This window comes from Dyadobacter luteus, assembly GCF_003383615.1.
GTDB classification, from domain to species: domain Bacteria; phylum Bacteroidota; class Bacteroidia; order Cytophagales; family Spirosomataceae; genus Dyadobacter; species Dyadobacter luteus.
The window spans coordinates 467215-492488 of the sequence record NZ_QNUL01000002.1; the positions used below are offsets into that span (position 1 = coordinate 467215).

Below are 25274 nucleotides of genomic sequence, written 5' to 3' on the forward strand. Positions count from 1 at the left end.
TAATATATTCTTTACATGTCTCAAATTAGTATAGTATATATTTGACTTTTTCACTTCGAATAAATTTAAATATATCAACAATTATGAGACTAAAATTTCTACTGCTAAGTGTTCTTTTTATAAGTAGTTTCCTCGTCCGGGGGCAAGTTGCGGATCACGTTGTGATTAGCGAAGTTTATGGTGGTGGCGGTAATAACGGATCTACCTATAGAAATGACTTTATAGAGCTTTACAATCCTACCAGTTTGGATGTAACCGTATCCGGATGGTCTGTACAATATGCTTCTTCTGGCGGGTCAACCTGGCAGGTTACGACATTATCCGGTGTAATTCCTGCAAAAGGATATTATCTGGTTCAGCAGGATGCAGGTGCAGGCGGCTCGGTGAATCTTCCCACTCCAGATGCTGTTGGAACGATACCGATGTCGGCTACAGCTGGTAAAGTTGCACTATGTACAACAGCCACTACGTTATCAGGAGCTTCGCCGATTTCATCTGCGATCCTGGACTTTGTAGGATTTGGTACTGCAGCTAACTTCTCAGAAACTGCGCCGACCGCGACGCTGAGTGCTGCAAACTCTGCTCAACGTAAAACAAATGCTACGCAAATCATTGTAGGACAGGGGAACGGGTGGGATTCCAATAATAACTCCGCAGACTTTTTGACCGGAGCTCCGACACCCATCAATTCAGGTTTAAAAGATTTACCGGGTATTACGTCCACACCAACATCTCTGGATTTTGGCAATACATTCGTGAATACAAATTCTGCTGAGCGTTCCGTTGTTCTGAGATTTTCTAACCTGAATTCAACAGCTGCTACCATTACAGCAACTGCCCCTTTTCAAATTTCGAAAACTGCTGGTGGGCCTTACAGTGCTTCAGTTGAAATAACGGAATCAGAGCGCACGCCTTCAGGTGTTAGCATATATGTGATTGTAAATCCCGTAGCAACAGGAGCTGTTTCAGGCTCGCTTACGTTGTCGCATGCCAGTCTGACTACTGCGGGAACGGTAGCGTTGTCGGCAAATGGTGTCATTCCTCCCACATCAGTAACCAAAATCAGTCAGATTCAGGGAACCGGCGCGCAGGCTATTTCAGGCGTGTATATGGTTGAGGCTATCGTGACTGGCGTTTACAGTACTTTGAGCCCGGCAGGTTTTTATATCCAGGAGGAAGATGCAGATGCTGATGATGATATCAATACATCAGAAGGGATTTTTGTAGTGGCTGATAATCCAACAGTAGAAGTAGGCGATAAGGTATTGGTGACAGGCGAGGTTCAGGAAAATTCATCGGCTCCTTCATTCAATCAGGCGGTAATTACTTCGCCATCTATTTCTGTAGTTTCTCAGACAAACCCCCTGCCTTCCTTCGCCATCATCAACAATACGGATTATTCAACTGCCGCTGCAGAAAAGTATGAAGGTATGCGGGTTCAGTTTGCATCTCCACTGATTGTTTCGGATGTAAGAAGTCTGGCTCAGTATGGTGAAATCAGTTTGTCTACCAATGGCAGTGTTTATGTGCCTACCCAGATTGTAGATCCGAATGATAATCCTGCTTCAGGAACAAGTTCAACTGGCACTTCCAATGTAGCCGCAGTAAATGCTTATGCAGCTGCTAATGCTTCAAAAGTAATCCTATTGGATGATGGGTCAGGTCTTTCCAATCCTTCAGTGATTCCATATTTGGATCCAGCTCTGAAAACTGTTCGCGTAAACAGCACCATTGCTTCGTTAAAAGGAATCATGGGTTATGCTTTCAGCGCATACCGTATTCAGCCACTGGAAGGTGCTGATGCTCCGGTTATTTCAGTAAGTCGTCCAACCGTACCCACCTTTACCAAAACTGATGTAAAACTGGCTAGTTTTAATGTTTTGAACTATTTCAACGGAAATGGCCAGGGTGGTGGATTCCCAACCTCTCGGGGAGCAACAACAGCAGCTGCATTTGCTATCCAGAGGAGTAAGATTATCAAGGCACTTGAAGAAATGAATGCAGACGTAGTTGGTCTGATCGAAATTGAAAATGACGGAGTGGGACAATATTCGGCAGTTCAGGATTTGGTGAACGGCTTAAATGAGGCTTTGAATATCCCTGGTGCTTATGCTATAGTAAATGACGGAGCAAACATTCAGAATGATAACACGGACGCGATCAGATGTGCGATTATTTATAAACCAGGAGTGGTAACTCCGGTTGGAGCCGCTGAGTTGGATGGATTGTCAGGTCAGCGACCGTTTCTGGGTCAGACTTTTGAAACTGTTGTTGCGCCAGGGCCTGAAAACAGAGTGTTGGCTGCAGAACGATTCAATTTTGTTGTAAATCATTTTAAATCTAAAAGTGGTTCTGGAACGGGAGCTGATGCTAATCAGAATGATGGACAGAGCGCGTTTAACGCAACCAGAAAACTACAGGCAAGTGCATTGTTGACATTCATCAGCGGTTTGGAAACTTCGGGAAGTACCAATCGTACGGTGAGCGTAGGCGATTACAATGCTTATTATGAGGAAGATCCGATGGATATTTTGAGAGCCGGTGGATTACTTGTACCAAGTTCCGCTACAGACTATTCCTATCATTTTGATGGAGCGCTTGGTTCGCTGGATCACGCCGTTGTATCATCCACTATGGCCCCTTTCGTAAGTGTTAAAAAATGGAACATTAACTCTAACGAGCCTGCATTCCTGCAATATACTAATGCTTCGTTAACGGATGTAAACAGCCCTTTCAGGTCATCTGACCATGATCCTATCTTGATCGGTGTTGATTTTTCAGGTGCTTTACCGGTAAGGCTTGTTTCTTTCAATGCAAAAGCTGTGGACAATGGTGTGCAGTTGGACTGGAGAACTACAGATGAAGTAAATAACAGTCATTTCACGGTGCAGCGCTCTGAAGATGGTGTTAAGTTTGAAGATGTAGCTGTTGTAGATGCAAAAGGAAATAAAGAATTGGCTACCTATCAGATTCTGGACAAAGAACCATTGAAGGGACAATCCTACTACAGATTGAAACAAACTGATATGGACGGCACCTTCACTAATTCAAGAATTGTAACAGTAAAGTTGGGTGAGGCTTTGGGCATGCAACTGATGATTCATCCTAATCCGGTCTCTGATCAAATTAACTTCAGCTTTACCGGAAAAGGTGCTTTTAACGGTGATCTCAATTATGTGATTTACAATAAAGAAGGAGTTAGTTTGTTTTCCGGCAAGGGATCACTTGATAAAATCGGTGGACAGGCAAGCAGCATTCTTCCTAATCTAAAAACGGGATTATACATGATCAGGATTTCCAACAATACAGACAGCCGCACGTTCCGGTTTGTGAAACAGTAGTTGTTTTAGATAAAATTCAAAGTAAAAGCCACCGGGGGAAATCTATTTCTTCTGGTGGCTTTTTTATGTATACATATTTGCAAGGCACGCAATTTGTAACCCGCTGAAACAAATTGCCTGATGAACAGGTCTTCATTAAAAAGTCAGTATATGTATAAACTAAAAGTAATTTCGTCAACGGTACGCCCGGGAAGGAAAGGTCCTATCGTAGCGGCCTGGATTCTGGAGGTTGCACGTCAGTATGGTTATTTTGATGTAGAGTTGCTTGATCTGGGAGAGATTAATCTTCCATTGATGAACGAAGCAAAGCATCCCTCACTACGGGAGTATGAGCACGAGCATACTAAAAAATGGAGTGCGGTCATTGATGAAGCAGATGCTTTTATCTTCGTAACCGGCGAGTACGACCACAATTATCCGGCTCCGTTGCGCAATGCGCTTGAATATCTGGTACATGAGTGGGGTTACAAGCCAGCTGGAATTGTGAGCTATGGAGGAGTCTCTGCCGGAACCAGGGCAGCTACGAACCTGAAAGGGGATCTGGCAGTTTTCAAAACGGTAGCACTGCCGGAAGCCGTGAACCTGCCTTTTTTCACGGAAAGTATCAACGAGCAAAATGAGCTCGTGGTAAACGACATATCAAAGAAGGCTGCCAAAACTATGCTCGACGAGCTACTGAAGTGGACCAAAGCACTCAAACCGATGCGATCCGGCGATTGAGAACATCACAAATGACAAATAAGACAGGGAGGCAGTAAGTTGCCTCTCTTTTTTTGCCAAAATGGTTTTTAGGGCATTATAGATATCGTATCAGTTGCTTTATATACCAGATAACTACCGATTTATCAAAAACTAAGTCCCAGCTATGCCAGAACGGGTATCAACGTCGAGAGTGAATTCCATAGATATAATCAGGGGAGCCATTATGATTGTAATGGCGCTGGATCATGTACGGGAGTATTTCTATATCACCGCATTATCCGCCGATCCTACAGATCCGGCCACGACGACTCCCATACTCTTTTTTACACGCTGGATTACCCACTATTGCGCCCCGTCATTTTTATTACTTTCGGGAATATCGGCTTACTTGTCGGGCAGGAAGAAAACACTTTCTGAAAGCAGCAGTTTTCTGGCCAAGAGGGGATTATGGCTGATTTTTGTGGAGCTGGTTATCATCACATTCGCACTGACTTTCGATATTACTTATAAGTTCTTTATTCTGCAGGTAATATGGGCGGTCGGTATGAGTATGCTCGTTCTTTCTGTGCTGATCCGTATCGTTCCGACGAGAGTCATTCTGTATATAGGGTTGATCCTGATTTTTGGACACAATTTGCTTGGTTTAGTTAAACTCCCCGAGAATTCGGTTCCTGATATTGTATTGAATGTATTCTTTACCGCTGCCGGCAAGTTTTATCCGATCTATGCCAATCACGGTGTATTGGTGCTGTACGTAATACTTCCGTGGACAGGCCTGATGCTGGTAGGGTATGGTCTGGGTAGTTTGTATGACAAAGAGGCTGATCCGGCCCAAAGGAAAAGGATGTTGCTGATATTGGGTAGCGTTGCCACGGCCTTGTTTGTTATATTAAGACTCATCAATGGTTATGGTGATCAGGCGCCGTGGAGCAGCCAAAGTGCCTCTTGGAGGACTTTTCTATCATTTCTGAATGTATCCAAATATCCGCCGTCACTGATGTATTGCCTGATGACGCAAGGCCCCGTTCTTCTGCTGCTGGCAGTTACTGAGCAGGTAGACAACCGCATCAGTCGATTCCTATCAGTCTACGGAAAAGTACCATTTTTTTATTATATTATTCACTTTTACCTGATCCACGGCCTTTGTGCCCTGGCGGTATTGGCATCAGGCTATACCTGGCGTCAGGCCACTAATCCTGAGATGTTCTTCCAGTTCAGACCCGACAATTTTGGCTTTAGTCTGGAGTATGTATATCTGATATGGATTGGAATTATTATATTGCTGTACATGCCGTGCCGTTGGTTTGGGAAGTACAAAACAAAACGTAAGAAAAAGTGGTGGCTCAGCTACCTCTAACGCTTGCTTTTGATGTGGAGATGGAATATTTGGCATGGCTTGATTTTTGTAATCCGACAAATAAATCTGTCCATCGCAGATTTCCTAATCTCATTTAAACTTGAAGTACAGGTATTTTTTGCTGTTTCTGTTGGCTGTCAAGCCGGAAACGGACGTATTCGGACAGGAGCGGAAAAACTGGTTAAAACGGTTTGTCAGCAAAACTATTTCAGATACAACAGCCCCGGGTAAACCAAGTTTCCGTGTTTATCCTACACTGGCTTATTCGCCCGAAACAAGTTTTGAATTCGGGTTTTCGTCATTACTTCTTTTCCAGGCAAAGAATGACACCGTCAACAGACTGAGTGAGATCAATGCTTTCACATTTGTTACATTGGAAGGCCAGTATGGAATATGGCTGGATAATGCGATTTATGGTGATAAGGATAACTGGTTTTTTCTAGGCAAAACTAAGTTTCAGCGCTTTCCGCTATTGTACTACGGAATCGGACCTGAGACGCCTGGTAACGAACCTGCACTGATTGATGCCAATTATTTGCTTTTGAGGCAACGGATTTTGAGAAAAGTAGTCCGGAATGCTTTTATCGGTCCTGAGTTTGACTATCAGCAATTATATAACACAGACTTTAAACAACCAGAAGGTCATGATGTTTATGAGTTGCCTACTGGCAGCAATGGAGGTAAAAACCTCGGACTGGGTATTGCCATGGTGTATGACAACAGGCACAATGTGCTGAACGTGCGTAAAGGCTTGTTTGCCGAGTTGTCATTTCTGTCGTATCGTAAGGCACTGGCGAGTGATCATAATTTTTTCGGCGTAAATCTGGACTTCAGATCTTCTCATTCCACAAGTAAACGTAACGTTTTCGCCTGGCAGGTATATGGTAATTTCATGTCAGGAGATGTGCCGTTCAATCAATTGGCATTGATGGGGGGAGAAATGATTATGCGCGGTTACTATTCAGGTCGCTACAGAGACAAGAACATGGTTGCCGCCCAGGCAGAGCACCGCTGGCTTCCGTTTAAGTTTAGTCGTAGGTTTGGTGGGGCAGTATTCGGCGGTGCTGCTGTGGTGGCGCCCAAAGTAAACGAGTTTTCATGGAAACATATAAGGGCTTCCGGTGGGGTAGGGTTGCGTTATCTGTTATTTGCCAAAAAGGATATTTATCTGCGACTGGATGTAGGCTTCACAAAGGACGGTCCCGGATTTTACTTGTTTACGGGTGAAGCGTTTTAAATAGAGCCTTCGAAAATACATTAAATAGCGTGCTGGTTACAACTATTTCGAGCTGAGAGGAATCCTTTGTTTGTATCTATTTAACAGGATAAGATTTATGAAGAGGACCGTCACATTTGCATTGCTGTTAATAATGTTTGTATCCTGCAGGAAAAAGGATGTTCAGGTCGAGCCGGAACCCAGATATAAACCGACGGATGTTCTTGTAGGAATGAAAAATGATGCATCTATTGCGGATGTATTTCAATTTATCAATTCTTATGAGCACGAAGTTGAAACTATAACCGGTAGCTTTTATATATCTGATTTACCGGTAGATAGTCTCGAATATGTGTTGCTTGAACTAAATCAGAAACCTTATCTGACAAATCCTGGCTGGAAGGTAGGAGGTTATGTGGCTGATAGACTTATTCACGTTTTTCCAAGAATGTACAGTATGAATCAACTATCCAATCAGTCCGATTGGTTGAATACGGTTAGCCAGTTGAAGTTAAAACTGCTCAGACGGAGCAGTGGGGGAGTTGTGCTTTACCTGCATGTACCTGCTGGTGCTGAAAAGGATTGGGTGGAAAAGTTTAAGGAGCAAAGTGATGTTCAGTGGGCAGATTTAAACTATTATGCTGACATCGTCTTGAATTAAATCTCGGTCCGGGCGGTAATGCAAGCTGGAAGTTTATGGAAAGTGTTGAAAGCAGATTTTTTTGGTTTGAATCGGACGGTGTTGGATTTATTCACCAGCTATTTTCAATTTGGAAACCAGATGATGAAAGTATTCTGCATCCCAGATATCCAGTACGCCTGCATCGGGAATAAATCTGCTGATATCATCTTTTATCCGACCAAAATTCACTTCGTCGATTTTGTTTCGGAGTAATTCCCGAAAATCTTCCTGTACTATAGTATCTTCATTCCAATCACCGCTGTCTTTTGCTCTTGATAGAAAATGTTCGAGATTCATTGATGCACCTCTGCGGATATACCATTCCAGATCATACCAGTCTCGTCCTTTGACATTATTTTTCCATTTTCTAAAAAGTAGAGCGTGCATTTTTCCGGCAAACAAATCCGGTAGACTGAAACACTTTACATAAAATGAGAAAGGTTTTAACAAAAGCTTTTCCTCGGTGTGGAAGTCAAGAGGAGGCATCGTGTCGACTTCAATCTTAATTTTAATATTTGCAGTTTGTTTCAGACTCTGTTGAGGAATTACACTTTCAAGAACCAATTCTTTCCAGATTGTTTCTGATTTTAGAAATGCGGAATCAATGCTACTTTGTGTTGTTTTCTTTTTTTCTTTGATAGACACATGCATGCCCAACGCTTCAAATTCGTCAATAATTGCCGATAGATATCCGTTGATGGAAAAATCTGGCTTTACTTCTAATAACGAAAAATCCAAATCTTCTGAATATCGGTCTAATCCGTAAAAAAGCCGGAGTGCTGTACCACCATAAAAGGCCGCTTTTTCAAAAAAGCCTTTCCGATAGAGCCCGGCTAGCGCTACCTCTTGCATGATTTCCCGCAAAGCTTGTGTGGCATCGTCTTGATTTGCAGGATTATATTCGGTAAGCCACTGTTTTATCATAGGGTTCTGAGCAGTTTAAGTACCATTGTAAGGCTTGTTTGTTTCGGTGAATCTTCCAGCCAGGTTTCCATAGCGTCTGTATTTAATTCTTTTAACTGGTGTTCATCCATTCTCAGATTATCCAGTAGGTATTCAGCTGCTGCCGTTTGGCTTCTGAGTATAATTCCGGCAGAGTAGGCTACTTTGTCAAACAAGGCTTTCTCTGGTGTTGCGATGATAACATTTTGTTTTTCTGCAATTGAAAGAGTCTGAATCCCTAAGCTATAATAAGGCAATGGTAGCCGTGTATAAGAGAAAGAGCCTACAGGCGTTTGGAATTGCCTTGCAACTTTTGTCGTTCCCGAAGAAATTTCAAATACTCTTTCAGGAATGAGTCCGTAATAGGATAAAGCAGTGTCAAATGAAATGTAGCTTGGTCCCAGCAGATGGTTGGCCAAAAGAAACGGCTCAGTGCGTACGTTTGTGAGGTTTTTGGTGGGAAGGTAAATCCCTTTTTTTACAGATTGAATAATACCAGCTGAAATGAGCTCGTGAATTTTATCATTAGGACGTTTATAGTCTTTCAAAAAGGAAGTCAACAGCTGATGAGTTAGCGGCTGGTGAGCAATATTTCGTATGTTTTGCAAGAGATCCATGTATAAATTTAACAGGATAATCGGAATTTATCCGATTATCCTGTTAAAAATTTACAATAGCTTATTTTATTGTGAGTTAGTTAGCAACGATTTGCCATCTTTAAGTTAGTTGCCAGCCTGATGTCAATTAGCTCCGGTGCCGGTACGTAAATGCCACCAGCAAAAGCAAAAATCCAACAAAAGCGAGTGCAATAGGCAATGAAAAGCCTTCGGCAATAAAGCCGATCAGTGCAGGGCCGGCGAGCTGTCCGGCGTAACCAAGCGTAGTTACAGCGGGGAGTGAGACCGAAGGTGGAATGTTGGGAATGTTACCGGCAGCTGTGAAAAAGACCGGCACTACGTTGGCTGCTCCGAGCCCTACCAATACAAAACCCAACAATGCTGCTGCCTGTGAAGGAACAAAAGAGGCGATCAGAAAGCCCGCGGAGGAAATCAGTGCCCCGTATAACACGACTTTTCCAGCTCCGATCTTATGAACGATTTTGTCCCCTGTCAATCTCATGACGGCCATTGCAACCGAAAATGCAGCAAAGCCTAAGCCGGCCATAGAAGGATCGAATCCTCTGTTGAACTGAAGAAACACAGCGCTCCAGTCGAGCAGAGAGCCTTCTGCAAGAAAAAATACAAAACACATCAAACCTAAAACAAGTACGGGCCCTCGTGGCACTGCAAATGCAAATGAATCTACTTTGTCTTCCAGAGCATGTGGCAGCAGGTTTTTATACTGACTTACAGCAATCAGAAACAGCAGTGCGGATATGCATACAGCAGCGATAATCGGAGACAATCCGAATTTGATCAGAAAGCCCAAACCTATAGAGCCAACCAGTCCGCCGACGCTGAACATTCCGTGGAAGGAGGACATGATATGTTTGCCTGTGCGGTTCTGAACTACAACTGCGTGGCTGTTCATTGATACATCAATAGAGCCAATTGCAGAACCGAATATGAAAAGTGCTATGGCCAGTTGCCATGAAGATGTTGTCAATAAAAGCACAGGAAGGATAATTGCAATCACTGTAGCGGCGGCCAGCATGACTTTTCTACTGCCATAATTATTGATAAACATTCCTGTGAAAGGCATGGTAATAATGGCTCCTGCTCCCAGCGACAGCAATACCAGACCTAAGGTGGCATCATCCAGTCCGAGGTTGACTTTGGCTACAGGTACCATTGGTGCCCAGCTGGAAAGCCCAATTCCACAAACCAGAAATATAAGTAAGCAAGCCTTTCTGGCTGCATTTGTTTGCTGAGTACGCTGATCCATTCTGATGATGTTTCCTGCAAAATAAGATTTTAACGTAGCCCAACAAAACAGAAAGCCGGACACGTGTTTGCGACCGGCTTTCTATTTCTATTTTTAGTGGTTAGGATCTCTCCGATTATCAACCGCTACTGCTTGAAAATCAGCAGTAATTACAGATTCTTCTTTTTTGACTCTTTCACCGCAAAATCAACCGCGCGGGCTGTCAGTGCCATGTAGGTTAATGATGGATTAACACAGGATGCTGAAGTCATGGCAGCTCCGTCGGTAACAAACACATTTTTAACCGCATGAAGCTGGTTGTTTCCGTTCAGAACCGAAGTTTTCGGATCACGGCCCATTCTTGCTGTTCCCATTTCGTGAATTGCCATGCCCAGGTAAGAGCCATTGTCGTATGTTTTTACATTTTTAACACCCGACTTTTCAAGCATTTCAGCAGCGTCGTTCGCCATATCCACACGCATTTTCTTTTCGTTTTCTCTCAGGTCTGCATCAAAAACAACAGTTGGCATGCCAAATTTGTCCTTCTTATCTTTATTCAGATACATGCGGTTTTCATGGTAAGGAAGCGTTTCACCGAAGCCGCCGAAGCCCATCGTCCAGTTGCCCGGGGTAGTCAGTACTTCTTTGAAATCAGCACCGAAAGCAAGTTCTGCAATGTTGCGCTGCCATCCCTGACGGCCACCACCTCCCTGGTAGCCGAAGCCACGCAGGTAATCGCGCTTGTCGTTTCCGACATTGCGGTAGCGCGGTACGTAAATGCCATTCGCTCTTCTTCCAAAGTAATATTTATCCAAATCACCTTCCCACACACCGCTTGCTCCGGTACGGAAATGGTGATCCATCAGATTATGACCCAGCTCTCCGGAATCATTACCCAGTCCATTCTGGAAACGGGCAGAGGTAGAATTTAACAGCAATGCTGCAGAAGCAATTGCGCTTGCGCATACGAAAATGATCTTGGCCAGATACTCCCGTTCCTGCAATGTTACAGCATCAATGACACGGACGCCAGTCGCTTTTTTGGTCTTATCGTCGTACACAATTTCTTTTACTACTGAATCAGGACGAAGCGTAAGTAGCCCCGTTTTCATAGCAGGAGGCAGCGTACTCGACTGCGTACTGAAATACGCTCCGTAAGGGCAACCCAGGGAACATTTATTGCGGTACTGACATGGACCGCGACCACCATCCAGCTGTATTTTGGTGGGTTGGGAAAGGTTGGCAACGCGTCCGATCGTCATATGTCGGCCGGGAAATTCTTTTTCAAGTCTCTTACGAACCTCTTTCTCCACGAAATACATTTCCATGGGCGGAATAAAATCGCTGTCGGGTAGTTGAGGAAGATTGAGTTTTTCTCCCGAGATACCTACATGCTTCTCAACATAGGAATACCAGGGTGCTACATCTTTATACCGGATAGGCCAGTCAACGGCAATCCCGTCTTTCAGGTTGGCTTCAAAATCAAGATCGCTGAGTCTGTAAGACTGCCTTCCCCACATGATCGATTTACCTCCGACAATATTTGGTCTGAACCAGTCGAAACGTTTCTTCTCCTCGTAAGGAGCATCCATGTCATTCATCCAGTATTTTTCCGTCATTTCATTGTACGGGTAATCGCGTGACAGGAAAGGATGCGTTTCCTTCTGCTTTACAGTCAACCGCCCGTTGTATTGTGACTCCCAAGGTGCTTTTAGTGCATTCTCATAACCTGTAACGTGCTCCAGGTTTTTGCCTTTTTCGAGCATTAATACTTTTAGTCCTTTGGCAGTGAGCTCTTTTGCTGCCCATCCGCCGGATACTCCCGAACCAATGACGATTGCGTCATAGGTTATATCTTTTACTGCATCAATATTTAAGTTCGCCATTTTTAAAATAATTCATGATGGATTTGAGGAATGAAACTACAGGCTGTTTTTGAGACAACCTTTGTTAGCGAAATCAGATCGCCCAGCTTTTCTGCCCTTTAGGTAAAGGCCATGATCCTTCGAAGCGGCCGGGTATCGGAAGATAGTCCAATGCCTGGGTAGCGCCGATTTCAGAAGTGAAATAACCGGTGACAGTAAGTCCTTTCATCTGAAGAAAAAACGGTTTGTCAGATTTTGTAGCTCTTGTCAGTATCTCCTTTTTCTGGCCGGCATCCAGATTCACGAACGCTTTCTGGTATACTTCCTGACTATCCTTGTTGAGTCTTTCAACTCCATCATAGAATTTCTTTTGCTCGTCAATCTGATAGCAATCACGGACAACGCGTACTATAAACTTTTCTACACCCGCGGCTTTGGCTCCGGGAGTACCTGTGGTGGGGATAATAACATCTGCAATTTCTGATAGTAAGGCTTCCTGATCGGCAGTAACAGAAAGGGATGGCCCGAAATTCAGTTTTTCACCCATGGCTCCTGCCATCAGTGGCGCAGCAAGAACCCCGCCCATCATGAGGGTTATTCTTTCAATCGCTTCTCTACGGTTCATTGTGTTATTTATGGTTTAGAATAGGTTCCGGTTGAAGGGATACTATACAAGAATACAATCGTTTTAACAAATCAAGAAATAAAAGGATAAAATCTATTTTTCTCTTTTATCAAAAACGATCCAATTTACAGAAGTTATTGATGAACCGAATCTTTATTAACGAAATTAACATCCGGTTTTAGCAAAGATTTGAAATACAAATCCCCCGGATCATAAAACATAACCGGAGGATTTGAAGGTTTGAAAGGCAGGTATCAGCAAACCGGATAAAATTTGGTTTCGTGCATCATCATTTGCACCGCAGTGGGCTGTTCGTCCTGTAAAATCTCTGCTAAATAGCCCATTCCCCCAAGTAAACGGATAATTCCTGCGGCAGGTACGGTACCCGATTCGGACTGGATACGAAGTACTTTATCGCAATCCTCCAGATCAAAACTGGCTTTCAGAATGCGAAAATGCAGATGTATTACTTCCATCACAATGCCTGCAATATGTGGCTCGACGATATTTGTTTTAAATACTTCAATCATTTGAAATGGATTTACGGTCAGATCAAAGCAAGTTGTCCGGGCTACTGTTTTGCTTTGAACAGAGGCACATAACTTTGACGGTGATAATAGGCCAAAAACAGATGAGCAATCAGCAGGAATATTGCCACAGGAAGCCCGTCAGGCATCATGACAAGGTGATAAACAAAAATGTGGACGGTGACAGGGAACAAAACCACCAATGCAAGAGGAATAAAGAAACCGGAAAGCAGTGCCAGTCCGCACACAAGCTCTATCACCTTTAGCATAGGAATAAAGTAGCCGGTTACCATCAGACCATCATTGAAGGTTTTCACATCGCCGGTCAACGGCGGGGCTTGTACCAGATTAAAAAGCACGACAACTGCCGAAGCGACGTAAATAAAACCCAGCAGGCTTCGAACAATGATTACGGCGATTTTCATAAATGTTCAGTTTAAGTGTTGAAAAAGAGCTTTGTAAGACTCCTGCATCATAATGGTCTGATAAATTGCGGAGCTGTTTATAATAAGTTCAGGTTATGCGGTTCAGTCTGCTGTGAGGCGTACCAGGCAGAGTACATGGTCGTCGTAATACCACTCCAAACATGGGAAAGTGACATCTAGACGCGGATCAGAGAGCATTTTCATAAAAGTTTCACCGATTTGAGCAGGGTTTTTCATCCAATCACGAATTTCTTCGGAAAGATATGTGCCTGTAGTAACCGTAAAGTCTTCAAAATGATGATGTTCGTCTGAAAAAAGCTTGTTTATGGCAGCTTTATAGATTATCTCACCGTTAGGTCCCTGATACGATATTCCGTACCAATCTCTTTTATCACATTCTGAAATATTTTGCTGTAGTGTATCGAAAGCCTCCTGAATGCCGTCCGGGAATTTTTTAGCCTGAAAGCAGATCAATTCCACGTTTTGTTTCCATTCGTATTTTTCCATGGTTTATCTGGTTTAGAATTTTCGAAATATATCTCTTTTATCAAAACGTTGTTGTCACATAGTCAGTCAGATGTGGAATAATTTACGGCTCTCTGATGATACTGGTATTGTTATGCAAACTAACAATACTGTCAACAGATTTGCGGATGGAATTCGAGACAACGAAAGGGGGGAGACAGGACATCTGTGCGAGGAATATCTCAATATCAAGTACTGGATTTATGCAGTACTCTTAACATTGAGGTAATATATAAATATAAAAAAATGCTGAACTTTGTTAGTTACTACTGACACTGATATATCTAACTATGAAGAAGTGGATCTTCGGACTCCTTTTTGCAATTTCTTTTCTTAATTCTTCCCAATTACGCGCTCAGCGATTTCTAATGGATCTGGTGGATACCACCAATCAAATGGGTAAGGGAATGTTATCTATCTACGAACGCTACGACCGGGTGAGAATGAGTGGTTATATTCAGCCACAATATCAGGTGATTAGCAGCGAGGGTGCTGAGTCATTTAACGGCGGAAATTTCTCTCCGGCTTCCAATAATCGTTTTATGTTGAGAAGGGGCAGGCTCAGGGTTGATTACGCTCACCTGAACAAGCAGGGAAATGCTACATCCTATTTTGTTTTTCAATTTGACGGTACCGAACGTGGGGTGGTAATCCGGGATTTCTGGGGCAGGTTCTATGAGAATAAATTTAAGGTGTTTGCTCTTACTACAGGGATGTTTGCGCGCCCGTTTGGTTACGAGGTCAATCTTTCGTCGGCCAACAGGGAAACGCCTGAGCGGGGACGTATGTCACAGCTGCTGATGAAAACAGAACGTGATATAGGTGCGATGCTTACCATTAATGACCGCAAGGCAGGCAGCAATTGGGCAAATTGGAAGTTGGATATAGGTGTTTTCAACGGACAGGGTATGGCAGGACCTGTTGATTACGACAGTCATAAAGACTTTATTGGCAGGGTCAGTCTGAAACCAACCAAAATGAAATTTCTGTCAGGAGGTATCTTGTCAGCGGGTGTTTCGGGTTATGCCGGAGGTATTACAAGCCAATCGAATGTGTTATATGAGACCCGCGATAAAGGGGGGAGATTTGTGATGCAGCGCGATTCATCATTAACCAACAACCGAAAGATTGCACCACGGCAGTATGCCGGAGCTGATTTTCAGCTTGTGTTTCCCAATCGCAAAGGAGAGACAGAGTTCAGGGCGGAATACATGCGGGGAAAGCAAACGTCCACTTTTGGAACCAGTGAAACTCCCGGTACCTATCCTGCGACCAACGGGATCAAGGATCCTTTGTACATCAGAAATTTTGACGGCGCGTATCTTTATTTTTTACAACATCTGGGCAGCGAAGAGCATCAGGTTGTTTTTAAGTATGACTGGTACGACCCAAATAGGCAGGTTTCTGGTCAGGAAATTACCAGCGAAGCCGGTTTCAGTAAGGCTGATCTGTTGTACAAAACACTTTCAATGGGATATGTTTATTACGCCAATCCATCTTTGAAATTTATGTTTTTCTACGATGTAGTTAAAAATGAAAAATCTGGATTGGAAGGATTCACTTCTGATGTTCCTGACGATATATTTACCTGTAGGGTTCAGTATAATTTTTAGAGAAGTTTACTCACCCCAGATTGTCACCACAATATTTCGTGCTCCGCCTTGATCGCGGTGTTCGCACAGGTATATTCCCTGCCACATGCCAAGGGCAAGACGGCCATTTCTAACGGGTATCATTACAGAGCTCCCCAAAATGGAAGATTTAAGATGTGCAGGCATGTCGTCTGAGCCTTCGTAGTCGTGTTGATACTCAGGATCATTTTCAGGCACCGACTTGCTGAAATACATCTCAAAGTCCATTCTCACGGTCGGGTCTGCATTTTCATTAATCGTAAGAGATGCGGAAGTATGCTGTATGAAAACCTGACACATGCCCATTCTGAAAGTACCCACATCAGACAGCTCGCTCAAAATTTCTTCTGTGATCAGATGAAATCCTCTTCTTCTTGCACGTAGCCTGATTGATTTTTGCGCGATTCTCATAATTGTACCAGATGTATTGCCTCTTATCTTGCCTTTACATAAAAATGGGATGTATTGTTTTTGCCGGTTGGCCGCTCCTCAACCTGGAAAACCTTGATTGAACGTATCAGGTCCAGCAGCTTTTTGTGTCCGTAGTTTCGGGGGTCAAAATCGGGCATCTTTTTCAGGATCATGTTACCTAACACGCCAAGAAAAAGCCAGCCATCTTCGTCGGCAATATCGTTAATACTTTCTGAAATGAGTCGGATCAACCTTTTGTCGATCTTTGCGACCGGATTGGCTTCCTCTTTGGTAACTGTTTTTGCAGCTTCCGGAATTAAAGTTTCCTGTTTAGCCTCTTTTTTGAGAATTTCAATGTATATGAACTTGTTACAGGCAGCAATGAAGGCAGCGGGCGTTTTTTTCTCGCCTATGCCAAAAACCAGCATTCCGGCCTCGCGCAGACGTGTTGCCAATCTGGTAAAATCGCTGTCGCTCGAAACGATACAAAAGCCATCTACCCGGCCCGTGTAGAGAATATCCATTGCATCAATGATCAGGGCGGAGTCAGAAGAGTTCTTGCCCGTCGTGTAGCTGTACTGCTGAACAGGTGTGATCGCGTTTTCAAGAAGAACAGTCTTCCAGCCTGAGAGCGTCGGCTTTGTCCAATCACCATATATGCGCTTGAAGGTTGGAGTGCCATATATGGCAAGCTCTTCCAGCATTCCTTTGACGTTGGAATACGGCACGTTGTCGGCATCTATCAATACTGCCAGCTTTAATTCCTTCGGATTTTCCATAACCAAAGTTAAAGGAAAGAGGATAGAAATGATAAGGGTATGAAAAAAGGGAGAAAAAGACGATTGCCAGTTTCTCCCTATTTGAAGCTCAATTGTATATTACCCGTCTGCACACTTTCTAGTGGGCTGAACGGATAGTTGACGCCTTAATTCCTGCCTACATCTTCTCCTCAAACAATTTCAGAATTCGCTTGTACTCATCCGTCCACGAAGAAGGCTCTACAAAACCGTGGTCTTCCATAGGGTAGGAGGCAAGTTCCCAGTTGTTTTTGCCCAATTCGATAAGTCTTTGAGACAGGCGTACCACATCCTGATAATGCACGTTTACATCGACCATCCCATGACAGATCAACAAATGGTTCTTCAGCCCTTCCGCATGATAGATCGGAGAGCTTTTACGGTAAGCCAGACTGTCAGTTTGCGGTTCATTCAGAATATTGGCAGTGTATCCGTGGTTGTAAGCTGCCCAGTCAGTAACAGGACGAAGTGCAGCCCCGGCTTTGAATACATCAGGAGTAGTGAACAGGCCCATCAAAGTGATAAATCCACCGTATGATCCACCGTAGATACCGATTTTCTGTGGGTTAATTCCATATTTTTTTACAAGCCATTTTGCGCCGTCTGTATTGTCGGTAAGATCTTTTCCACCCATAAAACGGTAGATGCCCGTTCTCCAGTCGCGGCCGTAACCTGCACTGGCACGATAGTCCATGTCCAATACAGTGTAGCCAAGATCAGTCAGCAGGTTATGGAACATATACTCACGGAAATACTGGCTCCACCATTTATGCGCATTTTGAAGGTAACCGGCTCCGTGAACAAATATCACCGCTTTGCCATTCGATTTTTTTGGTTCATACACGCGGGCATAAATGTCTTTACCATCCGTTGCTTTAATGGTCACAACCTTCGCTTCCCGCCATTTGTAGGAAAAGAATTCTTCCGATGTTGACTTGGTAATCTGCTCGGCTTTGGCGGCAGGTTTGTTTTCCATAACAAACAGTTCCCATGGATTGGTACTATTGGAGTACCGTACTGCAAGTTTGGTTTCATCAGGTGATACTTTCACTTCATATGCACCAGTCAGTTGGGTGATCCGCGTGCGTGCTCCGCCTTTCACAGACATACTGTAGAAGTGTTTTTCTCCCGGATGAACCTCATTGGTAATCAGGTAAAATGTTTTCTTGTCATTCGAAAGTTGCACGTCCTGAATTTCGAAGTTACCGTTGGTGAGTTGTGTTTTCTTACCGGTTTTAATATCAACTGTATACAGGTGAGAGTAACCTGTTGCTTCGCTTTGGAAGTAGAAGGTATTGTTGTCGAGCCACCCCAGTTGTCCACCCGAAAATCCGCCTATGCCGGGTCCGCCGATCCATGCTTCATCGCGCTGACGGTCCAGTAGCCTTAATGTCAGCGAGTCAGCATTAAGTGCCATGATCCAACGGTCTTTGTTGTCCTGAGCGGTGACAACGACAATAGCACTAGCCCCATCTTCGGACCAGATCGGGGCGGCGACCATCACTTCACGCTCTTTCTTTTTCCAGGCGCTGTCCTGTTTTGGATAATCTTTCAGGTAATCAGGTTTGTCATTAATTCCAGGAATAAGCTTCATGCTTACCTTTCTCGCTGTATCTTTTTTTACATCATACACCCAGAACTCGTGGCTCGTGGCAGGCGCGCCTACTTTGGTTCTTGCAGGAAGATCTTCCGTAAATCCGGATTCAGTTACGTAATTAGGTACAATTGTGGATTTAGCTGCTTTATCAGGTTGAGATAAGCGGTAAGTAACAAATCTGCCGTCGGGACTCAATTTTACGTTACTGGCTCTTTTCTCACCAATATAAATCTCCTTTGGAGAGTCGGCCTTCTCTGCCTCATCGATTTTTTTACCGGCATCCTTTTTCTCTTTGCGCTCTTTCAGAACCTGAAACATGGCGAGCTGATCGGTCTTCAGGAACTTCTCTTCGTCACTTAATTTCGGATCTGATTTTTTACTGCCTGTTTTGAAATCAGTATGCTGAGCCAAGGTGCCACTTTCCAGATCAACACTGAATAGATTATTGTTTTTTTCGAAAACAATCTTTTTTTCATCACCGCTAAATGACGGGTTACTTTCGCGTTCAACAGTTTTGGTCAGCTGTTTTGTGCTGAAGTCTTTACAATCTGTTACGAAGATGTCTCCGTTTTTAGCATAAATACGAAGTGTACGGGCGCGGTTGTAAATTCCTTCGGAGGAAGGGATTTGTTTCCTGTCGGTAGCACTTACTTTGCCCGTTTTTTTCTCTGAAAGGTTGTAGGAATAAAGCGAGTCCGACAAATTTTTGTCCGGATTCCAGTCAAAGTAGATTTGCTTTGAATCAGCAGACCAGGAAACGTTCGAAGGAGAAGTTCCGATCCACATTTTGGGATCCCGCATGATTTTCTCTACAGTGAGTTTAGAGAGTTTTTGTGCCTGCACACTGGCAGAATGCAGAAGAAAAAGTAGTAAAATGGATTTTAAAAAGTATTTCATGGATTTGGGAAATGGTTCATTGAGACAGTTGGTGTCTTTTCTATTTTGGTTTCCTAAATGTACAGATTTCGGTGTTATTTTTACCTCATAGTTACATGAATGACGATTCCTCATCAAATGAAAAAAGCCGTATTCAGCTCGATTCTGATCATATTCGCTTCTCTCGCCCAGGCTCAAACCTTAGAGTTTACTTTTCTGGACAGCACCTTCACTACCATGAAGCCAGCCGGTCAGTTGCATGGCATTTCAGCTATTGAGTATCTGCCCGCCAGCAGCCAATGGCATTTGGCAACAGACCGCGGAGCCTATTTTGTTTTGGATAATATCCGGGACCTAAGGGATTTCGATAAAAGGGCCAATACTACCTTTGCCAAATCAACCAATAATTGGTTTGAATCGATCAGGTTCGATAAGAAAACTGGGCGGTTTTTCTATTCTGTTGAAAATGAATTCGAGCCGGGATGGGAGAATTTGGATACAACCACATTCGTGGCTTACTACGATAATTTTCCTCCAAAAGGTAAACCTCACTACCTCATTCCTCCCATGCACTTACCTTTCGATAACAAAGGAATCGAAAGTATGGCAGTGACGGATGACGGAACGGTTTGGATAGCGCCGGAGTCTGGTTGGGCTGGTGAAACCAAGGTGGAGCAGGATACGATCCATTTCATGCGATTTGACAAACAGGGAGATGGCTATCAAACAGCAAAACCGTATAGCTACCTGATTGACAGAAAGGGTTGTCCAAACAGCCCGACAGAATATCTGGGAGCGATATCAGAGATTCTATCTGTTAATGAAAATCAGCTTTTGGTGCTGGAACGATGTTTTGACAACGGTCCGGGAGGTAGCAATGTAGTGAAGGCGAAACTCTGGAATGTAACCATACAGGGAACTCATTTGAAGAAGGATAAAGAACCAGCTTTTGATTTTGACACGGGACTGCCCTTCGTGCCCGACAATCTGGAAGGAATGGCATGGTGGCCTACGGAAGATGGTAAACGCAAACTGATATTGGTGAGTGATGACAATCCGGGTCTGAAGAATAATCAGCGTACACAGTTTATTCTTTTACAGGAAAAGTAAGTTGTTATAATACATTGAGATTTCGAATTAGAATGGTGGCATTCCTAAATGCGGTCAGGCATGTATCGACCCATGTTTGGATGCCTCTATTTTCTATCCGAGATTACATCCCTACTGGATTCAGGCTTCAATTAGGGTATGTGTTTCTACCAAAATAACATCGCTACGCGATTGCCTTAGTTGATAATTGGTGATGTTAGAAATGCCGTCAGGCATGACATTTCGGTAGTACGTATAACAGGTGTACGATACAAAATGCCGTTAGGCATGTAATCGACATTAGTGTCCGAAACGACATTATTTTACATCAAAAACATAACTCCAAACAGCTCCTACTGCTTTAAATGGCACAAAAAATCAAGTTGCAGACCTTTCTAAAGGGAAAAAACCTTAACTTGCTATTTGCCTGGATTGAGAGCCAGTCCGGGCGAATACCTGTAATTTAATAGTTTGTTACCCATGTGTCGTTTCCTTTTGTATTGCTCCGCTACCTTTTTATGTCTCTTCGTTTTCATTAGCTGTAAAACTGCAAATACCGAAATCCCGGAAGCAGGGGTTTCCTTCCAATTGAATCAACAAAGACAAAAATCAATTTCAGGAATAGAATATACCCTGGAGTTAGATATACCAAAGGTGAAAAGTGAAGCTATTAAAGGAAAAGAGATTGTCTCATTTGCTTTAACAGATATATCAAAACCGGTTGTTCTTGATTTTACAGCAGATTCATCCCATTTGTTATCAGTGAAGATAAAAGGGGAGGAGGCTGACTATCAGTTTGAAAACGGGCATATTGTGCTGGCTGAAAGTAGTCTGCAAAAGGGACGTAATGAGATCGAGATTAATTTTGTTGCAGGTGATATGTCTCTTAATCGAAGCGATGATTATCTGTACACACTTTTTGTGCCAGACCGCGCTTCAAGCTGTTTTCCACTTTTTGACCAGCCTAATTTAAAAGCGGTTTATACGTTTTCCTTAAAAACACCTGCCGAATGGGAAGCGGTGGCCAATGGCGCTTTGTTGAATCAGACTACCGAAGGCAAAAAAAAGGTTTACCACTTCGCCAAAACGCAACCGATCAGCTCCTACCTTTTCGCATTTGCTGCGGGTAAATTTTTTAAAACTACGGAAACTGTGAAGGGAAGGGAAATGACCATGTACTACCGTGAAACTGATGCCGGGAAAGTAGCAAAAAACAGAACCGAAGTGTTCAGGTTGCACGCAGAGTCATTGGCATGGCTGGAAGATTATACTTCCATCAAATATCCCTTTGATAAGTTTGATTTTGCTCTGATTCCTTCTTTTCAATATGGAGGAATGGAGCATCCGGGAGCTGTTTTTTATAATGAGTCAGCACTTTTTCTGGACGAGAATGCTTCTGTCAACAAGAAAATGGCAAGGGCCAGCGTAATTGCTCATGAGTCGGCGCACATGTGGTTTGGCGACTTGGTGACTATGGATTGGTTTAACGACGTTTGGCTGAAAGAAGTGTTTGCCAATTTTATGGCTGCCAAAATCGTACATCCGAGTTTTCCTGAAATTAATCATGATTTACGTTTTCTGTTGGCGCATTATCCTGCAGCCTACGAAGTAGACCGGACCGCAGGCACAAATCCTATTTTGCAGGATCTTGGAAATATGCGTAATGCCGGAACGCTGTATGGTGCAATTATTTACCAAAAAGCACCGATTGTGATGCGGCAGCTGGAGCGTAAGATCGGGGAAAAGCTGATGCGTGAGAGCCTTGCGGAATATTTGAAAAAGTTCTTTTTTGGTAATGCCCGCTGGGACGATCTGATTGGTATTATTGATAGTAAAACGCCCCTCAATATTACGGAATGGAGTAATGTGTGGGTGAAAACCTCCGGGATGCCGGAGTATAACCTGCTTTCTGAAAACGGCCCGTTAAGTATTCAGCAGGCGACAGATTCTGTGTCAGCACGTATATGGCAGCAATCGTTACATGCAAGGTGGAAGAAAGATGATACTTACAGCGAAAGTAGCCTCAATCTGGTCAATGCCAAGCCTTTGTTGGTAAGTGGATCGAAGGCAATGGTGTTCCCAAATTCGAGTGGCGTAGGTTACGGCTATTTCCGGATGGACACTTTGAGCCGGAATTATTTCATCAGACATTATTACGATAAATCTGAAGCAGGTATGGATGATCCTGTATTCCGTGGAGCGATGCTTGTCAATATCTGGGAGGCATTCCTGCGCAGCGATGGCGCAGAGCCGGAAGTCATGATTACGGCAATATCAGACATGCTTGTGAAAGAGGACAACCCGCTGCTGACAGACTATCTGCTGGGAAATCTTCATTCGTTGTGGTGGAATTTTATATCTGATACCAACCGTCAGGGCCTGCAGGAGTATATGGAAACATTACTTTGGAAAAGACTTACAACCATACCTGACAAGGGTATTAAAACATCTTATTTCAAAGCTTTTAAAAATGTGGTCAGAACGGCAGACGGATTGGCTAAACTTGAAAATCTCTGGAATGATAAACTGAAAGTAAAAGATCTGGTACTGTCGGAGGATGATAAAATAGGGCTTGCCTGCGAACTGGTTCTGAAGGGTGGGGATCAATATAACCGGATTTTGGAGAAGCAACTCGGTGAAACTAAAAATCCTGACCGAAAAGCAAAATTGAAATTTGTTGTACCCGCGCTTAGTAATGATCAGACGCAGAGAGATGCGTTTTTCGAATCCTTAAAACTGGAAGAGAATCGGGAAAAAGAAGCCTGGGTTTTGGAAGGGTTGTCTTATCTGCATCATCCATTACGTCAGCAGAGCGCTGTGAAATACCTGAAACCTTCTTTGGATATGTTACAGGAAATTCAGCTTACCGGAGATATATTTTTCCCGACGCGCTGGACGAACACCACCTTTGCCGGTCATTCAGGGGCGGAAGCACAGAAAGTGGCTCAGACCTTCCTCTCAGAGCATCCGGATTATCCTTACTACCTCAGAAATAAAATTCTGCAGGCAACAGATATGCTGGATAGATCCGTTAAGTTGAAAAGGTAATCGGTGCAAGGAAATTCATTGAAAATGGAAGTAAAGCAATCCATTCCACTTCATGTTCTGAGTGAAGACAGCCATGATGGCGTATATCTGCACAAGATCCGGGTAATTGATCCCGAAAGACTGGATGCTATGGAGGCACACCGCGATGATCACTGTAACTTTTTCTTTCAGTTACAGGGCGAGAGCACGTTTATGGTGGACTTTCGGCAAATCTCCTTAAACGGGCCCGGCATATTCTGCATTTTTCCCGGACAAGTGCATTGGCCTGTTTCCATTGTGAACGCAAGCGGGTGGCTGTTGGCAGTGGACATGATGCTCTTGGGAGGTGTGTACCGTGAAACATTTGAAGAATACGTGATAAACGGAGATGCGATCTCCGTAAAGTCTGAGCAGGCAGAGCAGTTGACCAGCAGTCTGACTATGCTTGAAACATTCAGGACCGATGATGGTATGCCAGGATTCAGACAACAGCTCATTGCCGATATGATACAGGTTTGTCTGGGTGTTTTTGCTGCGATTATTCAAAGCAGCAAACAGGACAGAAGTACCGACCATACACGCCCTGCCAGGATCGCGCAACAGTTCAGGCAACTTTTGCGGAAAGAATATAAATCCGTAAAAAGTCCTGCTGCTTATGCCCATCTGTTGAATATCTCTCCATCGTATCTGACTGAAGCGGTGAGTCTTGCTACCGGTTTTCCCGCAGGATATTGGATACAGCAGGAAGTGATGATGGAAGCAAAACGGCTGCTGTATTACACAAATCTGGGTGTTAAAGAAATTGCCTTTTCATTAGGCTATGAGGATCATACCTACTTTTCGAGATTATTCAAAAAGGTAATTGGAGTGTCTCCGGGCCAGTTCAGAAGTGAATACCATAAATAGTCCAATCATTACCCGCCTTTCTCTATTTGTGAATAGCTCGTTCAGGTATTGTTTTGTAAGCGCTTTGAAACAGACGGATGAGTGATCTGTCGCTATGCAGTTGATGAACTGATCGGTTTGTCTGCGGATTGTAGAGCAGTTGATTCAGAGCGATTTGAAAAAACAACTTATCGTATGAATATTATAAAACAAAAGGCACTGAGTTTAATAGAAAATGCATTTGGGAAAAGTGGCAGAGTACTTGCAGTAAGGGCCTGGGAGTCGGCTGGCTTCGTGGAGATAGATGTGCATTTTCCGGAAATGGTGATGTCGGGCTGGGAGAAAGTACAACACGCCAAGATAAAAGTAGGAGAGGGTGTTTACCGCGATTATACACCCGCAGGATGGGACAACGAAACCCATACCTGCACACTCTATGTGGATACGATGCACAATGGTCCGGGCAGCACATGGGCAAGCTCACTGCAAGTGGGAGATCCGATAACTTACGTAGGGGTGAGCAACACATTTCACAAACCGCTATCGGGCAAAATGATTGTATTGGGGGATATGAGTGCACTCGGACATTATCTGGCTTTGCAACAACTGGCCGCCGGACAATCAATTTCAGGAGCTATTGCGGTAGACGAGGAAGATATGGCCGAATTTGAGTCTACATTCAGGTGGAATGTCAAAGCAGTGAAAAAGAATGATGCGGGTGGCCTGGCATCCCTGCTACAGTGGACTCAGGATATAGACCTGACCAATACCGAAGTTTTCATAGCAGGACATATTCCGACAGGGATTCAGCTCAGAAAGGAATTAAAAAAGCGTAAGGACCAGCCCAACAGTGTGAGGGTACAGGGATTTTGGTCATAAATGCAACAAGGC

21 protein-coding genes are annotated in these 25274 nt (G+C 43.7%); 10 read left to right on the top strand and 11 right to left on the bottom strand.

Annotation, left to right across the window (positions count from 1 at the left end; genetic code table 11):
* Window positions 1-83: 83 nt before the first annotated feature.
* From DSL64_RS04810 to DSL64_RS04830, 5 genes are all read left to right on the top strand, one after another.
* The gene (locus tag DSL64_RS04810; protein ID WP_115829505.1) at window positions 84-3341 is read left to right on the top strand and encodes an ExeM/NucH family extracellular endonuclease; all 3258 of its coding nucleotides are present in this window, start codon (window positions 84-86) and stop codon (window positions 3339-3341) included.
* 150 nt (window positions 3342-3491) lie between these two features.
* Window positions 3492-4061 (top strand): NADPH-dependent FMN reductase, encoded by a 570-nt coding sequence (locus DSL64_RS04815; RefSeq protein ID WP_115829595.1) that lies wholly within the window; start codon window positions 3492-3494, stop codon window positions 4059-4061.
* A gap of 145 nt (window positions 4062-4206) precedes the next feature.
* Entirely contained in the window at window positions 4207-5400 is a 1194-nt protein-coding gene (locus DSL64_RS04820) for an acetyltransferase domain-containing protein (protein ID WP_115829506.1), read from the top strand.
* A 100-nt stretch (window positions 5401-5500) separates the two neighbouring features.
* Window positions 5501-6637, top strand: a complete 1137-nt coding sequence (locus DSL64_RS04825) for a BamA/TamA family outer membrane protein (protein WP_229216956.1) — start codon at window positions 5501-5503, stop codon at window positions 6635-6637.
* A gap of 97 nt (window positions 6638-6734) precedes the next feature.
* Window positions 6735-7277 (top strand): hypothetical protein, encoded by a 543-nt coding sequence (locus tag DSL64_RS04830; RefSeq protein ID WP_147300336.1) that lies wholly within the window; start codon window positions 6735-6737, stop codon window positions 7275-7277.
* Window positions 7278-7364: 87 nt separating this feature from the next.
* On the opposite strand, the gene DSL64_RS04835 is transcribed toward DSL64_RS04830, so the two are convergent.
* From DSL64_RS04835 to DSL64_RS04870, 8 genes are all read right to left on the bottom strand, one after another.
* Window positions 7365-8222: a nucleotidyl transferase AbiEii/AbiGii toxin family protein gene (locus tag DSL64_RS04835; protein WP_115829508.1), complete on the bottom strand. Its 858-nt coding sequence runs from the start codon at window positions 8220-8222 to the stop codon at window positions 7365-7367.
* Window positions 8219-8857: a type IV toxin-antitoxin system AbiEi family antitoxin domain-containing protein gene (locus DSL64_RS04840; protein WP_115829509.1), complete on the bottom strand. Its 639-nt coding sequence runs from the start codon at window positions 8855-8857 to the stop codon at window positions 8219-8221. Before DSL64_RS04840 ends, DSL64_RS04835 begins: the two co-directional genes overlap by 4 nt.
* 127 nt (window positions 8858-8984) lie before the next feature.
* Window positions 8985-10124 carry an MFS transporter gene (locus DSL64_RS04845; RefSeq protein WP_115829510.1) on the bottom strand — a complete coding sequence of 380 codons (1140 nt, stop codon included), beginning with the start codon at window positions 10122-10124 and terminating at the stop codon, window positions 8985-8987.
* A gap of 149 nt (window positions 10125-10273) precedes the next feature.
* Window positions 10274-11989, bottom strand: coding sequence for a GMC oxidoreductase (locus tag DSL64_RS04850; protein ID WP_115829511.1), 1716 nt, complete (start codon window positions 11987-11989; stop codon window positions 10274-10276).
* 73 nt (window positions 11990-12062) lie between these two features.
* Window positions 12063-12593, bottom strand: a complete 531-nt coding sequence (locus tag DSL64_RS04855) for a gluconate 2-dehydrogenase subunit 3 family protein (RefSeq protein WP_115829512.1) — start codon at window positions 12591-12593, stop codon at window positions 12063-12065.
* Window positions 12594-12847: 254 nt separating this feature from the next.
* Window positions 12848-13123, bottom strand: coding sequence for a hypothetical protein (locus DSL64_RS04860; protein WP_115829513.1), 276 nt, complete (start codon window positions 13121-13123; stop codon window positions 12848-12850).
* Between the two features lie 41 nt (window positions 13124-13164).
* Entirely contained in the window at window positions 13165-13545 is a 381-nt protein-coding gene (locus DSL64_RS04865; protein ID WP_115829514.1) for a DoxX family membrane protein, read from the bottom strand.
* 102 nt (window positions 13546-13647) lie between these two features.
* Entirely contained in the window at window positions 13648-14052 is a 405-nt protein-coding gene (locus tag DSL64_RS04870) for a hypothetical protein (RefSeq protein WP_115829515.1), read from the bottom strand.
* A 308-nt stretch (window positions 14053-14360) separates the two neighbouring features.
* Between DSL64_RS04870 and DSL64_RS04875 the strand changes: the two genes are divergently transcribed.
* Window positions 14361-15683: a putative porin gene (locus DSL64_RS04875; RefSeq protein ID WP_229216957.1), complete on the top strand. Its 1323-nt coding sequence runs from the start codon at window positions 14361-14363 to the stop codon at window positions 15681-15683.
* Window positions 15684-15689: 6 nt separating this feature from the next.
* Here the strand turns inward: DSL64_RS04875 and DSL64_RS04880 are convergent, their stop codons facing one another.
* The 3 genes from DSL64_RS04880 to DSL64_RS04890 all read right to left on the bottom strand — a co-directional run bounded on the left by DSL64_RS04880 (window position 15690) and on the right by DSL64_RS04890 (window position 19403).
* Window positions 15690-16112 (bottom strand): secondary thiamine-phosphate synthase enzyme YjbQ, encoded by a 423-nt coding sequence (locus tag DSL64_RS04880; RefSeq protein WP_115829517.1) that lies wholly within the window; start codon window positions 16110-16112, stop codon window positions 15690-15692.
* Between the two features lie 23 nt (window positions 16113-16135).
* The gene (locus DSL64_RS04885; RefSeq protein ID WP_115829518.1) at window positions 16136-16891 is read right to left on the bottom strand and encodes an NYN domain-containing protein; all 756 of its coding nucleotides are present in this window, start codon (window positions 16889-16891) and stop codon (window positions 16136-16138) included.
* 157 nt (window positions 16892-17048) lie between these two features.
* Entirely contained in the window at window positions 17049-19403 is a 2355-nt protein-coding gene (locus tag DSL64_RS04890; RefSeq protein WP_115829519.1) for a prolyl oligopeptidase family serine peptidase, read from the bottom strand.
* 117 nt (window positions 19404-19520) lie between these two features.
* Between DSL64_RS04890 and DSL64_RS04895 the strand changes: the two genes are divergently transcribed.
* The 4 genes from DSL64_RS04895 (at window position 19521) to DSL64_RS04910 (ending at window position 25262) form a co-directional block, all read left to right on the top strand.
* Window positions 19521-20492, top strand: coding sequence for an esterase-like activity of phytase family protein (locus DSL64_RS04895; RefSeq protein ID WP_158547872.1), 972 nt, complete (start codon window positions 19521-19523; stop codon window positions 20490-20492).
* Between the two features lie 459 nt (window positions 20493-20951).
* Complete coding sequence (locus DSL64_RS04900; RefSeq protein WP_115829521.1) at window positions 20952-23519, top strand: M1 family metallopeptidase; 2568 nt, start codon at window positions 20952-20954, stop codon at window positions 23517-23519.
* Window positions 23520-23543: 24 nt separating this feature from the next.
* Complete coding sequence (locus DSL64_RS04905; protein ID WP_115829522.1) at window positions 23544-24404, top strand: helix-turn-helix domain-containing protein; 861 nt, start codon at window positions 23544-23546, stop codon at window positions 24402-24404.
* A gap of 174 nt (window positions 24405-24578) precedes the next feature.
* On the top strand, window positions 24579-25262 hold the full coding sequence (locus DSL64_RS04910; RefSeq protein ID WP_147300337.1) for a siderophore-interacting protein: 684 nt from the start codon (window positions 24579-24581) through the stop codon (window positions 25260-25262).
* Window positions 25263-25274 lie beyond the last annotated feature (12 nt).

Bases quoted from the DNA above. Each gene is read 5' to 3' on its own strand.
- DSL64_RS04850 (WP_115829511.1), bottom strand. From the start codon at position 11,989: ATGGCGAACTTAAATATTGATGCAGTAAAAGATATAACCTATGACGCA.
- DSL64_RS04880 (WP_115829517.1), bottom strand. From the start codon at position 16,112: ATGAGAATCGCGCAAAAATCAATCAGGCTACGTGCAAGAAGAAGAGGA.
- DSL64_RS04890 (WP_115829519.1), bottom strand. From the start codon at position 19,403: ATGAAATACTTTTTAAAATCCATTTTACTACTTTTTCTTCTGCATTCT.
- DSL64_RS04810 (WP_115829505.1), top strand. From the start codon at position 84: ATGAGACTAAAATTTCTACTGCTAAGTGTTCTTTTTATAAGTAGTTTC.
- DSL64_RS04895 (WP_158547872.1), top strand. From the start codon at position 19,521: ATGAAAAAAGCCGTATTCAGCTCGATTCTGATCATATTCGCTTCTCTC.
- DSL64_RS04835 (WP_115829508.1), bottom strand. From the start codon at position 8,222: ATGATAAAACAGTGGCTTACCGAATATAATCCTGCAAATCAAGACGAT.
- DSL64_RS04865 (WP_115829514.1), bottom strand. From the start codon at position 13,545: ATGAAAATCGCCGTAATCATTGTTCGAAGCCTGCTGGGTTTTATTTAC.
- DSL64_RS04840 (WP_115829509.1), bottom strand. From the start codon at position 8,857: ATGGATCTCTTGCAAAACATACGAAATATTGCTCACCAGCCGCTAACT.
- DSL64_RS04875 (WP_229216957.1), top strand. From the start codon at position 14,361: ATGAAGAAGTGGATCTTCGGACTCCTTTTTGCAATTTCTTTTCTTAAT.
- DSL64_RS04910 (WP_147300337.1), top strand. From the start codon at position 24,579: ATGAATATTATAAAACAAAAGGCACTGAGTTTAATAGAAAATGCATTT.
- DSL64_RS04905 (WP_115829522.1), top strand. From the start codon at position 23,544: ATGGAAGTAAAGCAATCCATTCCACTTCATGTTCTGAGTGAAGACAGC.
- DSL64_RS04855 (WP_115829512.1), bottom strand. From the start codon at position 12,593: ATGAACCGTAGAGAAGCGATTGAAAGAATAACCCTCATGATGGGCGGG.
- DSL64_RS04820 (WP_115829506.1), top strand. From the start codon at position 4,207: ATGCCAGAACGGGTATCAACGTCGAGAGTGAATTCCATAGATATAATC.
- DSL64_RS04815 (WP_115829595.1), top strand. From the start codon at position 3,492: ATGTATAAACTAAAAGTAATTTCGTCAACGGTACGCCCGGGAAGGAAA.
- DSL64_RS04900 (WP_115829521.1), top strand. From the start codon at position 20,952: ATGTGTCGTTTCCTTTTGTATTGCTCCGCTACCTTTTTATGTCTCTTC.
- DSL64_RS04830 (WP_147300336.1), top strand. From the start codon at position 6,735: ATGAAGAGGACCGTCACATTTGCATTGCTGTTAATAATGTTTGTATCC.
- DSL64_RS04870 (WP_115829515.1), bottom strand. From the start codon at position 14,052: ATGGAAAAATACGAATGGAAACAAAACGTGGAATTGATCTGCTTTCAG.
- DSL64_RS04845 (WP_115829510.1), bottom strand. From the start codon at position 10,124: ATGGATCAGCGTACTCAGCAAACAAATGCAGCCAGAAAGGCTTGCTTA.
- DSL64_RS04885 (WP_115829518.1), bottom strand. From the start codon at position 16,891: ATGGAAAATCCGAAGGAATTAAAGCTGGCAGTATTGATAGATGCCGAC.
- DSL64_RS04860 (WP_115829513.1), bottom strand. From the start codon at position 13,123: ATGATTGAAGTATTTAAAACAAATATCGTCGAGCCACATATTGCAGGC.